General features: G+C 71.6%; 12 protein-coding genes. 5 read left to right on the top strand and 7 right to left on the bottom strand.

Annotated features, from left to right (window positions below; genetic code table 11):
- Window positions 1–117: 117 nt before the first annotated feature.
- Window positions 118–1122: a helix-turn-helix domain-containing protein gene (locus HLK59_RS42310; protein WP_171146988.1), complete on the bottom strand. Its 1005-nt coding sequence runs from the start codon at window positions 1120–1122 to the stop codon at window positions 118–120.
- A gap of 71 nt (window positions 1123–1193) precedes the next feature.
- On the opposite strand from HLK59_RS42310, the gene HLK59_RS42305 reads away from it, so the two are divergent.
- A complete protein-coding gene (locus HLK59_RS42305) occupies window positions 1194–2498 on the top strand; it encodes an MFS transporter (protein WP_171146987.1) in 1305 nt (434 codons plus the stop codon).
- 10 nt (window positions 2499–2508) lie between these two features.
- Here HLK59_RS42305 and HLK59_RS42300 read toward each other — a convergent pair whose 3' ends face one another.
- Window positions 2509–3102, bottom strand: coding sequence for a flavin reductase family protein (locus HLK59_RS42300; protein WP_171146986.1), 594 nt, complete (start codon window positions 3100–3102; stop codon window positions 2509–2511).
- Window positions 3103–3180: 78 nt separating this feature from the next.
- Between HLK59_RS42300 and HLK59_RS42295 the strand changes: the two genes are divergently transcribed.
- A complete protein-coding gene (locus HLK59_RS42295) occupies window positions 3181–4173 on the top strand; it encodes a hypothetical protein (RefSeq protein WP_240982959.1) in 993 nt (330 codons plus the stop codon).
- On the opposite strand, the gene HLK59_RS42290 is transcribed toward HLK59_RS42295, so the two are convergent.
- From HLK59_RS42290 to HLK59_RS42270, 5 genes are all read right to left on the bottom strand, one after another.
- The gene (locus HLK59_RS42290) at window positions 4160–4981 is read right to left on the bottom strand and encodes an enoyl-CoA hydratase (protein WP_171146985.1); all 822 of its coding nucleotides are present in this window, start codon (window positions 4979–4981) and stop codon (window positions 4160–4162) included. The genes HLK59_RS42295 and HLK59_RS42290 overlap by 14 nt on opposite strands.
- A 22-nt stretch (window positions 4982–5003) precedes the next feature.
- Window positions 5004–7229: an acetate--CoA ligase family protein gene (locus tag HLK59_RS42285; RefSeq protein WP_171146984.1), complete on the bottom strand. Its 2226-nt coding sequence runs from the start codon at window positions 7227–7229 to the stop codon at window positions 5004–5006.
- Between the two features lie 142 nt (window positions 7230–7371).
- The gene (locus tag HLK59_RS42280; protein WP_206328248.1) at window positions 7372–8892 is read right to left on the bottom strand and encodes an FAD-dependent oxidoreductase; all 1521 of its coding nucleotides are present in this window, start codon (window positions 8890–8892) and stop codon (window positions 7372–7374) included.
- Between the two features lie 148 nt (window positions 8893–9040).
- Window positions 9041–10231, bottom strand: a complete 1191-nt coding sequence (locus HLK59_RS42275; RefSeq protein ID WP_171146982.1) for an NAD(P)/FAD-dependent oxidoreductase — start codon at window positions 10229–10231, stop codon at window positions 9041–9043.
- 254 nt (window positions 10232–10485) lie between these two features.
- Window positions 10486–12096, bottom strand: coding sequence for a subtype B tannase (locus HLK59_RS42270; RefSeq protein ID WP_346779942.1), 1611 nt, complete (start codon window positions 12094–12096; stop codon window positions 10486–10488).
- A 211-nt stretch (window positions 12097–12307) separates the two neighbouring features.
- On the opposite strand from HLK59_RS42270, the gene HLK59_RS42265 reads away from it, so the two are divergent.
- From HLK59_RS42265 to HLK59_RS42255, 3 genes are read left to right on the top strand one after another with little or no spacing between them, the layout of a single operon-like run.
- Window positions 12308–12757, top strand: a complete 450-nt coding sequence (locus HLK59_RS42265; RefSeq protein ID WP_171146981.1) for a DoxX family protein — start codon at window positions 12308–12310, stop codon at window positions 12755–12757.
- A complete protein-coding gene (locus tag HLK59_RS42260; RefSeq protein WP_171146980.1) occupies window positions 12757–13149 on the top strand; it encodes an OB-fold domain-containing protein in 393 nt (130 codons plus the stop codon). Before HLK59_RS42265 ends, HLK59_RS42260 begins: the two co-directional genes overlap by 1 nt.
- A gap of 55 nt (window positions 13150–13204) precedes the next feature.
- Window positions 13205–13807, top strand: a complete 603-nt coding sequence (locus tag HLK59_RS42255) for a GNAT family N-acetyltransferase (protein WP_171146979.1) — start codon at window positions 13205–13207, stop codon at window positions 13805–13807.
- The last annotated feature ends 23 nt before the right edge of the window (window positions 13808–13830 follow it).

Raw genomic sequence — 13830 nt, 5'->3', positions numbered from 1 at the left:
GGAGAGGCGCGGAGGGAGGCGGCGGGGGCGTTTTCCGGTGCCGGTGCCGGTGCCGTGGAGGGGCGGGCTGACGAGATCGCCGGGTCGGCTGGCCCTGTCGCGGGCGCGGTGGTGGACCTACCCGTTGACCCCGCTCCCCGTGCGGAAGGTGCGCCGATAGCTGGTGGGTGTGACGCCGAGCGCCGTCTGTAGGCGCTGGCGCATCGACTGGGCCGTGCCGAAGCCGGCGTCGCGGGCGATCTGGTCGACGGAGAGGTCGGTGGACTCCAGCAGGTGCCGCGCGTGCTCCACCCGCTGCTGGGTGAGCCACTGCCCGGGGCTGATGCCGACCTCCTCGCGGAAGCGGCGCGTGAAGGTCCGTACGGACATCGACTCCTGCTCGGCCATGTCCCGCAGCTGGATCGGCTCGTGGAGGCGGCCCAGCGCCCAGGCGCGGGCGGTGGTCGTGGTGGCCAGCTGGGGCTCCGGTACCGGGCGCCGGATGTACTGCGCCTGGCCGCCCTCGCGGTGCGGCGGTACGACCGTGCGTCGGGCCACCGCGTTGGCGACGGCGGTGCCGTGGTCGCGGCGCACCATGTGCAGGCACAGGTCGATGCCGGCGGCGACGCCCGCGGAGGTGAGGACGTCGCCGTCGTCGACGTACAGGACGTTCGGGTCGACCTTGATCCGTGGGAAGAGCCGCTGGAGGCGCTCGGCGTCGGCCCAGTGCGTGGTGGCGGGGCGGCCGTCGAGGTGGCCCGCGGCGGCGAGGACGTAGACGCCGGTGCAGATGGAGGCGAGCCGGGTGCCGGGCCGGATGTGCGCGAGCGCGGCGGCCAGCTCGGGGGTGAGGACACCGTCGTCGTAGACCGGGCCGAACTCGTAGGACGCCGGGACGATCACGGTGTCGGCGGTGGCGAGGGCCTCCGGGCCGTTGGCGACCATGACGTCGAAGTCGGAGTCCGTGCGGACCGGGCCCGGTGGCCGGATCGAGCAGGTGACGACCTCGTACAGACGCCGCCCCAGGCTGTCCCTGGGGCGGTCGAAGATGCGGTGCGGGATGCCCAGCTCGAAGGGGAGCAGGCCGTCCATGGCGAGGACGACGACGCGGTGCGGGCGGAGCGCTTCCTCGGAGGTGGCCATGGCCCGATCCTAACGAATGCTGTCCTTCGGGCCACTCGATCGGGAGAGCCACAGGTCGGAAGCTCTATGTCGTGACCCAGACAACCGAAGCCGCCGCGCAGGCGCCCCGCACGGGAAAGAAGCCGTCCCGCATCCACCGTGCCTGGTTCGTCGCCGCCGTCACCTTCGTGACGATCATCGGCGCGGCCGCCTTCCGTTCGCTGCCCGGACTGCTCATCGACCCGCTGCACGAGGACTTCGGCTGGTCGCGCGGCACGATCGGCGCGGCCGTCTCGGTCAACCTCGCGCTGTACGGGCTCACCGCCCCCTTCGCGGCCGCGCTGATGGACCGCTACGGCATCCGCCGGGTCGTCGCCGTGGCGCTGACCGTGATCGCGGCCGGGTCGGGGCTGACGGTGTGGATGACGGCGGCCTGGCAGCTGCTGCTGTGCTGGGGCCTGCTGGTCGGTCTGGGGTCCGGCTCGATGGCGCTGGCGTTCGCGGCGACCGTCACCAACCGCTGGTTCACCGAACGGCGCGGCCTGGTCACCGGCATCCTGACCGCCGCCTCCGCCTCCGGCCAGCTGATCTTCCTGCCCGTGCTGTCCTGGATGGTCGAGAAGCACGACTGGCGCCCGGCGGCCGTCACCGTGGCGCTGGCCGCTCTCGCGGTCGTCCCCTTCGTCTGGCTGCTGCTGCGCGACCACCCGGCCGACGTGGGCCTGAAGCCGTACGGGGCGAAGGAGTTCGTGCCCAAGCCGGATCCCGTGCCGGGCGCCGCCCGCCGCGCGGTCACCGTGCTCTTCAAGGCCGCCCGCACCGGCCCCTTCTGGCTGCTCGCCGGCACCTTCGCGATCTGCGGCGCCTCCACCAACGGCCTGATCCAGACCCACTTCGTGCCCGCCGCCCACGACCACGGCATGCCCATCACGGCGGCGGCCTCGCTGCTCGCGGTCATCGGGGTGTTCGACGTGGTCGGCACGATTGCCTCGGGCTGGTTCACCGACCGCTTCGACGCGCGCCGACTCCTCGCCGTGTACTACGCCCTGCGCGGCATCTCGCTGCTGTTCCTCCCCATGCTGCTCGGGCCGAGCGTCCACCCCCCGATGCTCTTCTTCATCGTCTTCTACGGCCTCGACTGGGTCGCCACCGTGCCGCCCACGGTCGCCCTGTGCCGCGAGCACTACGGCGAGGACAGCGCGATCGTCTTCGGCTGGGTCCTGGCCTCGCACCAGGTCGGGGCGGCGCTCGTGGCCTTCGTCGGCGGTGTGGTGCGCGACGTCTTCGGTGAGTACGACATGATCTGGTACGCGTCCGGGGCGCTGTGCGCGGCGGCGGCGCTGATGGCTCTCGTGATCCGGCGGCGGCCCGCGGCGATGGTCCCGGCAGGGGTCTGAGCGGGCCCGCTCAGACGAACCGCCCCTTGTGGAACAGCAGGGGCGCCCGGTCCTCGTCGCTCGTCCCCAGCGCGTCCACCCGTCCCACCACGATGAGGTGGTCGCCGCCCGTGTGCACCGCGTGGATCGTGCAGTCGATCCACGCGAGCGTGTCCGCCAGGCGCGGTGAGCCGGACGCCGGTGCCGCGTCGAAGACGACGCCGGCGAACTTGTCCGCACCGCTCACCGCGAAGCCGCGGCACAACGCGCCCTGGTGGGCGGCGAGGACGTTGACGCAGAAGACCCCGGCGCGGGCGATGCGGGGCCAGGTCGTCGACGTACGGCCGACCATGAAGGCGACGAGCGGCGGGTCGAGGGACAGCGCGGAGAACGACTGGCAGGCGAAGCCGGCGGGGCCGTCCTCGCTGTCGAGTGCGGGTGAGGTGACAACGGCCACGCCGGACGCGAAGTTCCCGAGCACCCGCCGGAACTCGGTCTGTCCGACCGGCGCGCGTTCACCCTCGCGGACACAGCGCAGCTCGGGCCGCGGCAACGCCTCCACGGGTGCCGCGCCGGCCGACCGGAGATAGCGGACGGCGGCCTCGGCCATGCCTGCTTGTCCCATCACACCCCTCATTGAAGCTGACGGTTCGTCAGATGGGAAGGGCTGTGCGAGCACGGGGCAGGCGCCTACGCTGCGTTCATGGGGTGGGGAGACGTACGGCAGAAACTCGGAAGTGCCCGGCGGGCCGCGGACCCGGTCGCCGTCCACGCGGCCGCGGCGGTGGGGGCGGCGCAGCTGCCGGCGGTCGTGCTGATCTGGTTCGTCGACGTCACGACGGGCGACGACTACGGCGTCATGGGCGCGGGCTTCGGGCTGGCCTGTCTGTTCGTCCTCGCGCCCCTGTGGCTGCCGTTCGCGGGGCTGCTGCACGCGTGCGTGCAGACCCTGCCGGCCGGGCTGCTCGCCCGGCTCACCGTCCGCCGGGTCCATGGCCCCGAGTGGCTGTGGCACCAGGCGTGGGCGGCGGTGCTCGGGCTGGTCTGGGCCGGTGCCGTCGCCGCGCTGTGGGGCCTGCCGTTCGCCGCCACCGCCGCCGCCCTCGTGGCCTTCGGGATCCTCCCGGTGCTCGGCGTGGCCTACTTCCGGCGCGCCGCCCGCTCCCGCGAACGGGCATGGGGGTGCACGGGGACCTGGATCCTGTCGGCGGGCGTCTCCTTCGTGCTGCTCATGGTCGTCTTCGGGGGCGCCGTGCTGGCCACCGAGACCGGGGTCGTCGAGGAGTACGAGCCCCCGGAGCTGTCCGCCGGGCAGCTCACCGGCGTATGGCGGGGCGAGGACGGCGCGGTCCTGCGGCTGCACTCCGGCGGCCGGGCCGAACTCACCGCGCTGCCAGCCGTGTCGGAGACCGACGACTGGTTCGCCGACCCGCCCTACACCGTGTGCGAGGGCACCGGCACCTGGGAACTGGTGCGCGGCGACGAGGGCGAGGGAGCGGACGAGGGAGTGGAGGAGGGCGAAGACGAGGGGTTGGACCGGGACGGCGTCGGCCTGCGCGTCGGCGGCGGCTGCGGGACGCCGACGCTGTGGACGATCGGCGGCACCGAGCACGAGCCCGAACTGTTCGTCCTCTTCGGCGACCCGGACGCGGGGGACCTGCGGATCCTCACCCGGGACCGGGTCACCGCCCCCTGAACTCCGCGCTCCGCCGCTCCACGAAGCTCGCCACTCCCTCCTGGGCGTCCTCGGTCGTCATGTTGATCTCCTGCGCGGCGGCCTCCGCGGCGAACGCGGTGGCGCGGTCGCTGTCGAGGGAGGCGTTGACGAGCTGCTTGGTCAGGACGAGGGCACGGGTCGGCCCCGCGGCGAGCCGGGACGCCCATTCCCGGGCGGTCTTGTCCAACTCCCCATCCGGCACGACCCGGTTGACCAGTCCGAGGCGCTCGGCGTCGGAGGTGCTCAGCGCGTCGCCGAAGAACATCAGCTCCTTCGCCCGCCGCGGACCGATCAGACGGGGCAGCAGATACGCCCCACCGCCGTCCGGCACGAGTCCCCGGCGCACGAACACCTCGATGAACCGCGCCGACTCGGCCGCGAGCACGAGGTCGCAGGCCAGCGCCAGATGTGCGCCGATGCCGGCCGCCGTCCCGTTCACGGCGGCGATCACGGGCTTCTCGCAGTCGAGGACGGCCGAGATCAGCCGCTGGGCGCCGAGCCGGATCATGCGGGCGACGTCACCGGGGACACGGTCGCCTGCCGCCGGCGCCCCTCGCAGATCCGCACCCGCACAGAACCCCCGGCCCGTGCCGGTCAGGACGACGGCCCGCACATCCGGGTCGCCGGAGGCGTCGCCGAGCAGCTGGATCAGGCGTTCGCGCTGGTCAGGGGTGAGGGCGTTGAGTGCTTCGGGGCGGTTGAGGGTGATGCGGCAGACGTGATTGTCAGTGGTGTGCCGTATCAATGACTCAACGGAATTTCCGGGCTCTTGGGGGGAATCGGGCATGTTCGTCTCGGCGGTATCCATGTCAGCGGCACACCGCCAGCGCGTCCAGCGCCACGGCACCCTGCCCGCGGGGCAGCACCATCAGCGGGTTGATGTCCAGTTCGGCCAGCTCGTCCCCGAGTTCCAGCGCCATGCGCTGCACCCGCAGGATGACCTCGACGAGCGCGTCGAGATCCGCCGGGGGGCGCCCCCGGACCCCGTCCAGCAGGGCCCGCCCGCGCAGTTCACCGCACATGTCCTGGGCCTGCTCCTCCCCGAAGGGCGGCACGCGTACGGCGGTGTCGCGCAACACCTCGACCAGCACTCCGCCGAGCCCGACCGTGACGGTCGGTCCGAAGAGATCGTCGTGGGTGACGCCGACGACCATCTCGACACCCCGCTCGACCATCTGGCAGACCAGGACGCCGTCCAGGGAGACGCCCTCGTAGCGGGCGATGTCGGTCAACTCCCGGTAGGCGTCCCGGACCTGGCTGGCGGAGGTGAGCTCGATCTTCACCAGGCCGAGCTCGGTCTTGTGGGCGATCTGCGCGCCGGACGCCTTCATCACCACCGGGTAGCCCACCTGGCCCGCCGCCCGGACGGCCGCCGCCGCGCTGGTCACCAGCTGTTCGCGCGGCACGCGGATGCCGTACGCCCGCAGCAGTTGCTTCGCCGCGTGCTCGCTCAGCTGCTGACCTGGGCGCATCAGGGCCTGCGCCTTGCGGAAGGACGGGGACGTGGTGCGCGGGGCCTCGTCGAGGGGGGAGCGGTAGCCGGCGACGAAACGGTGGTGGTCGAGGTAGGCGCGGACCGCGGTGATGCAGTTCGCGACCGTGCGGAAGGTGGCCACCCGGGAGGAGCCGAGGAGGACCTCGCGGTAGGCCGGCTCGGTGCCGACCGGCGAGCCCCACACCACGCAGACCAGCTTGTCCGTCCGCTCGGCCGCGTCCACCAGGTCCTGGACGAGCTTGTCGCTCAGGGGCGGGAAGGGGCCGGTGACCGGGCAGATCAGCACCCCGACCGCCGGGTCGTCGAGGATCGCGTCGATGATCTTCGGGCCGCGCCAGTCGCCGACGGGATGGCCGCCGTTGTCCACGGGGTTGGCCACGTTCAGGTACTCGGGTATCCACTGGTGCAGCTCGGCCTGCTTGGTGTCCGAGAGCGTGGGCATCCGCAGCCCCGCCTCCGTCGCCAGATCGGCGAAGTGCGCGCCCGTGCCGCCCGAGATCGAATAGACGACGACCCCGTCGGCGAGCGGCGGGCGGGCGCGGGCCAACAGGGTCGCGGTGTCCTGTAGTTCGTCGAGACCGTCGACGCGGATCACCCCGTACTGCCGCATCGCCGCGTCCACCACCGCGTCCGCGCCGGTCAGCTTGCCGGTGTGGGAGGCGGCGGTGCGGGCGCCGGTCTCGGTGCGGCCCACCTTGACCGCGACCACCGGCACCTTGCGGCGGGCGGCCCGGTCGGCGGCGAGCAGGAAGGAGCGGCCGTCCTTCAGCCCCTCGACGTAGCAGGCGATCGCGCCCACCTCGGGCCGCTCGGCGAAGTAGGAGAGGAAGTCGGCGGTCTCCAGGTCGGCCTCGTTGCCGGTGGGCGCCCAGTGCGAGAGGCGGATGCCGAGTTCCTGGAGGGCGAAGACGGGGCGGCCCTGGTGCCCGGACTGGGTGATGAGGGCGATGGCCGGTCCGTCGAGGTCGTCGCGGAACCGCTCGAAGGCGTTGAGGTTGGTGTTGGGCCCGAGCAGCCGGATCCCCGACCGTCGCACGGCCGCGGCCAGCCGGGCCTGAGCGGCGGCGCCCTCCTCACCGGTCTCCGCGAACCCGGAGGCGAAGACGACCGCGAACTTCACCTTGGCCTCGGCCAGTTCCTCGACCACGGGAAGGGGGTCGGCGACCAGCAGCACGGCGAGATCGACCTGCTCGGGCAGATCGGCGACGGACGCCACGCAAGGGAGGCCGAAGACGGCCGGACGGCTCGGATGCACCGGGTACAGACGGGCGCCGACCCGCTCGGACCAGGCGATCAACTGCCGGGTGACACCGGTGTTCGGGCGGCCCTCGCCGTCGGACGCGCCGATCACGGCGACCGACTCCGGCCGGAAGAACCGGTCCAGATCGGGGACGTCGCAGTACAGCGGCCGGCCGCTGACGTCGAGGTCGTCGACATCGGCCGGCCTGCCGTGGACGGCGGGCCCGGGTTGCTCGCCGCAAGCGATGACCCGGGCCCGGCGGGAGTCGGTGGTGAGGGTGCCGTGGGTTGATCCAAGCATCGGTCCGCCCGCTCCTGTGTGACAGCGATTAACTGACGCAGTGTCAGATTAAAGGAACTGACGCTGTGTCAGGAATGGCTGTGCACACAAAGTTGGGCAGAGCACGCCGACGGCACCGCCCGCACGGCGCCACGGGCACCGCTCACAGCACCGCCAGCACCTCCTTCGCCACCCGCTCGCCCGACCGCACCGCACCGTCCATGAACCCCATCCAGTGGATGGAGGTCTCCGTGCCGGCCCAGTGGATGCCGTCGACGGGAGTGCGCAGGGACGGGCCGTACTGGGTCAGGACGCCGGGGGCCGCGATGGAGACGGGGCCGCCGCGCGTGTAGGTCTCGTTGTTCCAGCGTTGCAGGACGAAGGAGGTGGGGGAGGCCGCTTTCGCGCCGAAGTAGGTCGTGTAGTCCTTCAGGACGGCCGCCTTGACCTCCGCCTCGCTCGCCGCGTCGTACTTGCGGGCCTCGTCGGCCTCGATGAAGCCCATCAGGGCGCCGTAGGAGGCGTCGGGCGGGGAGTTGTCGAAGGTGGAGCTGACCACGCCGGTATCGCTGACGACCTGGCCGTTGAGGCCGTCGGCACGCCAGAAGGGGGTGTCGTAGATCGCGATGGCCTTGCCGACCGAGGCCATCGGCAGCCGCTGGGTGAGCTGGTCCCGGGAGGCCGGCAGCAGCGGGTCGTAGGTGATGCGCGCGGCGATCGGCGGGGGCACGGCGACGACGACCTTCTTGGCGGTGACGGTGGTGCCGTCGGCCGTCACGACGTACTTGCTGCCGGACTTGGCGATGGTGCGCACCGGGGCGTTCAGCACCACCCGCTCGCCGAGGGTGGCGGCGAGCTTGATCGGCACCAGCTGGGAGCCGCCGACGAAGCGCAGTTCCTGGGCGCCGCCCGCGGTCTCGGTGAGGCGTTCCAGGGTGCCGACGTTGGACTCGTTGCCCGCGGCGGCGATGTAGAAGAGCACGAACAGCAAGGACAGTTCACGGGGTTCGGCCGAGAAGATCGAGGTGCAGGCCACGTCGAAGAGGAACTTGGCCGAGGGGACGACGGCGTTGGCGCGCAGCCAGGTCTCGAAGGTCTGGCGGTCCCATTCGTCGGCCTTCGCGGCGGTCCAGGGAGCGTCGACCGGTATCTGCTTGGCCAGATCGTCCAGGGTGGCCTGCACGATCGCGGCGTTGGCGAGGCCGGCCACGTCGATGGGCGGGACCGAGCCGAGGAGGCCGTCGGTGGCGTAGGCGGTCTTCTTGCCGTCCTTGTAGAGGAGGTTCTTGCCGGTGTTGTAGGTGGCGAAGGTGTCCACGCCGAGGGAGTCGGCGAGGGCCTTGATGCGGTCCTGGGTGGGGCCGATGAACTCGCCGCCGCCCTCGGTGACCCCGCCGTTGGCCAGGGACAGGTTCACGACCCGGCCGCCGACGCGGTCACGGGCCTCCAGGACGATCACGGACTTGCCGGCCGCCACCAGGTCGCGGGCCGCGGTGAGCCCGGCGAGTCCGGCGCCGACGACGACCACGTCGGCCTCACGGGTGGCCGCGGCGGCGGGCGAGGCCGCGACACCCGTGAGGGCGGCGGCACCGGCCGTGGCGGCGGCACCGCCCAGCAGGGAGCGGCGGGAGAGCCGGGAGGCCCCGGCGGGCTGGGAGAGCTGTCTTTCGCGTGCCACGTGCATCCTCCGTCAGGTGCGAGAGGTTGGAGTGGAGCCAGAACATGAACAGTGCTCACATTCTGGCCCCATGCGGTGGCGCCGTACAGCTCTCTCGTCACTTCTGACCCATGAGTAACGAAAGGAGTACGTCAGCGAGTTGAGGGTTCCTACGTCAGACGGGAAGTCTGGAGACCTGCCGGTTCCCGTCCTTGGCGATGGCCTTCGCGATCTTCTCCGCGTCGATCGCCACCTCGCGGAGCGTGCCGCTGATGGGAGTGACGAAACCGCTGAAGTAGAGGCCGGGGGCGTTCATCGGGGCGCGGGCGCCGTTGACCACCGGCAGGCCCCGTGCGTCCAGGACGGCGAGGTGGCCGACGAGGTTCTCCAGGGCGCGGATGTATCCGGTGGCCGCGATCACGGCGTCCGGGGTGACGCGGGTGCCGTCGGCGAGGAGCGCCTCGGCCTTATCGAAGCCGTCGACGGCGGCCACGACCTCCACCTCGCCCTTGCGCACGGCGTCGATGAGGCCGACGTCCTGGACGGGGATGGCGCCCTCGTGGACCCGGGTGTAGAGGCCGGTGCCGGGGCGGGGCAGGCCGTGTTCGGACAGGTCCGGCACGCTGAGCTTCGCCATGGGACGGGCGAGCCGGTCGACGATGCCGACCGGCAGCCGTCGTACGAGCACCCCCGTGTACTGGGCGGCCCAGCCCGCCGTCGAGCGGCGGACGATGTGCGGGGCGGTGCGCACGGACAGCCGTACCCGGGACGCCCCGCCCTCCACCAGGTCCACGGCGATCTCGGCACCGGTGTTGCCGGCGCCGACGACCAGGACGTCCCGGCCGGCGTAGGGCGCGGGGTTGCGGTAGTCGGCGGCGTGCACGACCTCGCCCGCGTACGAGTCGAGGCCCGGCCAGTCCGGCAGCAGCGGGGTGTGGTTGTAGCCGGTGGCCACGACCACCGCGGCGCCGGTCAGCTCGCGGCCGCCGGTGGCGTGCAGCAGCCAGCCGGTGCCGTCGGCGGAGCGTTCGACGCGGGAGACCTCCACACCGGTGACGATCTCCAGCTCATGGTGCTCGGCGTACTTCTCCAGATAGCGGACGACGTCGTCCCGCGACACCCAGCGTCCGAACCGGCGCGGCATCGCCAGCCCCGGCAGGGCCGAGAGCCGGCGGGTGGTGTGCAGATGGAGCCGGTCGTAGTGGCGCCGCCAGGACGACCCGACACGGTCGGACTTCTCCAGCACCACGGCACGTATGCCCCGGGCCCGCAGCGCGTACGCGACGGCGAGCCCGCCCGGACCGCCGCCGACGACGTACACGGGGCGGGCGGTGGAGGACGCGGAGGGCGCTGCGGAGTCGGCCATGAGCGCGAGCGTAATCAGACATGCCGTTGATGGGTCTCGGTCAAGACCGGAATTGGTTTCGGATTGATCACGCCTGTAGGAGGAGTGGGTGGGGCTCGTGGCGTACGTCACCTGGTTGTGCCGACGGAGTGCGGAAAGGCCACGGCGCCGAGTCCGCGTACGCGGGGGCTCGGCGCCGTGGCTGCGGTGGCCTGGTTTTTATGACGGGAAACCGGCACCGCGTCTCGGGGGGCCTGTACAGCCGGGGCCCGGGGCTACCGCTTCTTGTGGCCCGTCACCTTGGCGATCCAGGTGATGAAGTCGCCCGGGTCGGTGTTCGCGCCGTGGCCCTGGTCCCAGTAGTAGAGGTGGTTGACGTCGTCCCCGAGGCCGTTCGCGGCGGCGGCGATGTTCGCGGACACGACGTGCGAGGTGTCGGAGTCGTTCGTGCCCAGGCGGATCCACCAGTGCTTCGAGCGGCCCGGGTTCCTCCGCTCCAGGTGGTACATCGGGTTCATCTGGTTCAGCTTCTCGGGGATGTCGCTCGCGACCCGCTTGGTGCTGAGACCGGTGGTGTCGTTCTTGGCGCCGTACGCCGTGAAGTGGCGGCTCTCGGTGGTGCCCGCGCCGAACTCGTTGTTCTCGCCGGCCGACAGGTCGAAGGCGTCGAAGGCGGGGGTGTCCTTCTTGCGGGCGCCGACGTGGGTGAGGAAGTCGGCCCAGGAGAAGCTCGCCCTGCCGCCGGACCAGGTGATGAAGGTGTTCTCGGCCAGGTACGTCTCACGGTCGGCGGCCGAGAGGGCGGCGAGGTAGGTCGTCGCGGACGGCTCCATGTACTGCTTGAGCAGGTACTCGTCGTAGTTCCGGGCGGTCAGCGTGCCGAACCGGCCCAGGCCCTTGAGCTTCAGGGACGCCTGGTACTCGGCGAACTGCGCCTGGAGCTCCTTCGAGACGGACTGGTCGACCTGCTTGCCGGTGCTGAGCTTGTTGGTGCCCCAGTTCCACTCGTAGGCGCCGTCGGCGTGTTCGAGGTCGGTGATCGGGCACCAGGCGCCGGTCGCGAAGATCGCGTCGGAGGCGTCGGCGGCGCCGAGCGCCTTGAGGTCCTTGTCGTAGATCCGGCTGTCGCCGGAGGCGCCGAGCAGGGTGGACAAGGCGCCGCCCGCGCTGGTGCCCGCGGAGACGATCCGCTCCACGTTGCCGGGGATGCGGCCCTTGTTGGCCCTGATGTACCGGACCGCCGCCTTGAGGTCGACGATCGCGGTGGGGGCGGTGCCGTAGTACTCGCCGGAGGAGTTCTTGAGGGTGCGGCCGCGGGCGCCGGGCTCGATGACGACGTAGCCGGCGGCGAGGGCGAGGAGCTGGTTGCTCGCGGTGGCACCGCCGGTGGAGTTGGTGTTCTCGTTCGCGTTGGGGGCGGCGGAGGACGAGGCGGAGGCCGAGGCGCTGGGCGCCCCGCTGGGAGCGCCGCCGGCCATGCCGCCGGCCCCGACCCCGGTGGCGTCCGCCACGGAGGAAGGCATGTACCCGCCGACGGAGTTCGCGAACAGGATCGGCGCGTTCGAGGCGTCGACCGTCTTGCCGTCGATCTTGACGGGGACGCTGACGACCAGGCTCTGGTACTTCTCGTCCACCGGCTCGGCGACGTAGGTGATCGCCTTCCAGAAGTGGTAGGTCACCGAGTGCTCGGTGCCCTCCGTGTCGGTGACGGTCGTCGTCAGCTCCGTGTAGGCGTCCTTGTCGAAGACCAGGGTGTCCGAGGAGGACGAACCGCTGTCGGTGTCCGAGGCCTGCGCGTTCAGGGCGATGCCGCCGACTGCCGCGACACCGGCGGTCGCGCCGATGCCCAGCACGACGCTCCTGCGCTTGACTGCCCTGTGCTTCACGGTGGTGCCTCTCGCTCGCACGATCCCGAGATCGCCGTGGATCGCTGTCGATTCTCCTTGCGTCTGCGAACGTAGGTGAGTGCCGACAACATTGCCAACAATCTCGTCGTATTCATTGTGGACGCATAGCTTCGAGGTCGCCACACAGGTTTCCCTCACGCGGAACACACGGTCTTCCCTGCGGGGCTTTATCTGACGTACCGTCAGATCCATGGACTCCATCTGGCTCTCCGGTGCGGAATGGCTGGCCCTGCTGCGGATCGGGCTGGGGCTGTGGTGGCTGGAGAGCTGGCGGCACAAGGACAAGAAGGGCTGGTTCGAGCGCGGCACGGGCATCGCGTGGGCGGCGGACGTCGCCGCCAAGCACCGCTGGAACGCGGTCCGTTCGGGCTTCCAGGTGGTGGTCGCACCCAGGCCGCGGACGATGGCGTACGTCGTCGTGTACGCGGAGCTGGCGGTGGGGCTGGGGCTGGTGGCCGGCCTGCTGGCACCGGTGGCCCTGGTGGGCGGGCTGCTGCTCAACGTCCTCTACTTCACGCTGATGATCCACGACTGGGCCGAGCAGGGGCAGAACGCGATGATGGCGCTGATATCGGTGGTCGCCCTGTTCGGGATGTCCTGGCAGAGCTGGTCCCTCGACGCCGCCCTGGGCTGGTTCTGATGGACGCGCGCTTCGACGTCCCCGAGGCGGACGCCTTCACGCGCGCGTACTGGGACGCGGCGGCGCGGGGGCGGCTGCTGATCCGGCACTGCCACGCGTGCGACCGCACCCACCACTACCCCCGCGAGTTCTGCCCGTACTGCTGGAGCGAGGACGTGACATGGGAACCGGCGAGCGGCGGGGCCGAGCTCTACACCTGGTCCGTCGTCCACCGCAACGACCTGCCGCCCTTCGGTGAGCGCACGCCCTACGTCGCCGCCGTCGTCCAACTCGCCGAAGGGCCGCGGATGATGACGGAGCTGGTGGACTCCCCGCCGCCGACGCTACGGGCCGGCATGGCGCTGGGGGTCGTTTTCAGGCAGGGAATCCCGGTGTTCCGGCCGCGAGGATGACATGTTCCGGCGGAGAGGGGTGATCGGCGGACCTCCTTCCGTATTCAATGGCCCGATGGCCCATACACGTGAACGGTCCCCGAGCCACCCCGCTCCCGAACTGCTCGGCCACGGGCTGCGCCTGCGTCACTGGGACGCCGAGTCCGACGCCCATGCCGAGACCTGGCTGCGCGGCCGCTCCGACCCCGAGTTCCGGCGCTGGAACACCCCCCTGAAGGCGATCGCCGACCTCCACGACGCCCGCGCCTCGCTCCGCGCGGGCGCGCAGGCCGCGGCGGACGGCGTCAGCGTCGCCTTCCGCGTCACGGACGCGGACAGCGGTACGACCCTGGGGCACGTCGGCGTCCACGAGATCGACCACGTCGTACGCGTCGCCCGCATCGGCTACTGGGTCCTCCCCGAGGCCCGCGGCCACCGTGTCGCCGCCCGCGCCCTCACCCTCGTCGCCCGCTGGGCCTTCACCGACCTGCGCCTGCACCGCCTCGAACTCGGCCACGCCCTCGGCCACGACGCGTCCTGCCGGATAGCGGAGCGCTGCGGATTCCCCTACGAGGGGACGCTCCGGGGCGCGATGTTCGAGGCGGGGCGGCAGGACACGTTCCGGGATGTGCATCTGCATGCCCGGCTGGCCACGGATCCGGAGGTGGGAGGCCGCTGAAGGCCGGGCATGCAGATGCACAT

Source organism: Streptomyces sp. S3(2020), from assembly GCF_013044505.1.
Taxonomy (GTDB): Bacteria; Actinomycetota; Actinomycetes; order Streptomycetales; family Streptomycetaceae; genus Streptomyces.
This window is presented reverse-complemented; position numbering and strand designations above follow the sequence as displayed.

Coding starts and splice junctions, on each gene's coding strand:
- HLK59_RS42310 (WP_171146988.1), bottom strand. CDS start 1,122: ATGGCCACCTCCGAGGAAGCGCTCCGCCCGCACCGCGTCGTCGTCCTC.
- HLK59_RS42300 (WP_171146986.1), bottom strand. CDS start 3,102: ATGGGACAAGCAGGCATGGCCGAGGCCGCCGTCCGCTATCTCCGGTCG.
- HLK59_RS42295 (WP_240982959.1), top strand. CDS start 3,181: ATGGGGTGGGGAGACGTACGGCAGAAACTCGGAAGTGCCCGGCGGGCC.
- HLK59_RS42290 (WP_171146985.1), bottom strand. CDS start 4,981: ATGCCCGATTCCCCCCAAGAGCCCGGAAATTCCGTTGAGTCATTGATA.
- HLK59_RS42285 (WP_171146984.1), bottom strand. CDS start 7,229: ATGCTTGGATCAACCCACGGCACCCTCACCACCGACTCCCGCCGGGCC.
- HLK59_RS42280 (WP_206328248.1), bottom strand. CDS start 8,892: ATGCACGTGGCACGCGAAAGACAGCTCTCCCAGCCCGCCGGGGCCTCC.
- HLK59_RS42275 (WP_171146982.1), bottom strand. CDS start 10,231: ATGGCCGACTCCGCAGCGCCCTCCGCGTCCTCCACCGCCCGCCCCGTG.
- HLK59_RS42265 (WP_171146981.1), top strand. CDS start 12,308: ATGGACTCCATCTGGCTCTCCGGTGCGGAATGGCTGGCCCTGCTGCGG.
- HLK59_RS42260 (WP_171146980.1), top strand. CDS start 12,757: ATGGACGCGCGCTTCGACGTCCCCGAGGCGGACGCCTTCACGCGCGCG.
- HLK59_RS42255 (WP_171146979.1), top strand. CDS start 13,205: ATGGCCCATACACGTGAACGGTCCCCGAGCCACCCCGCTCCCGAACTG.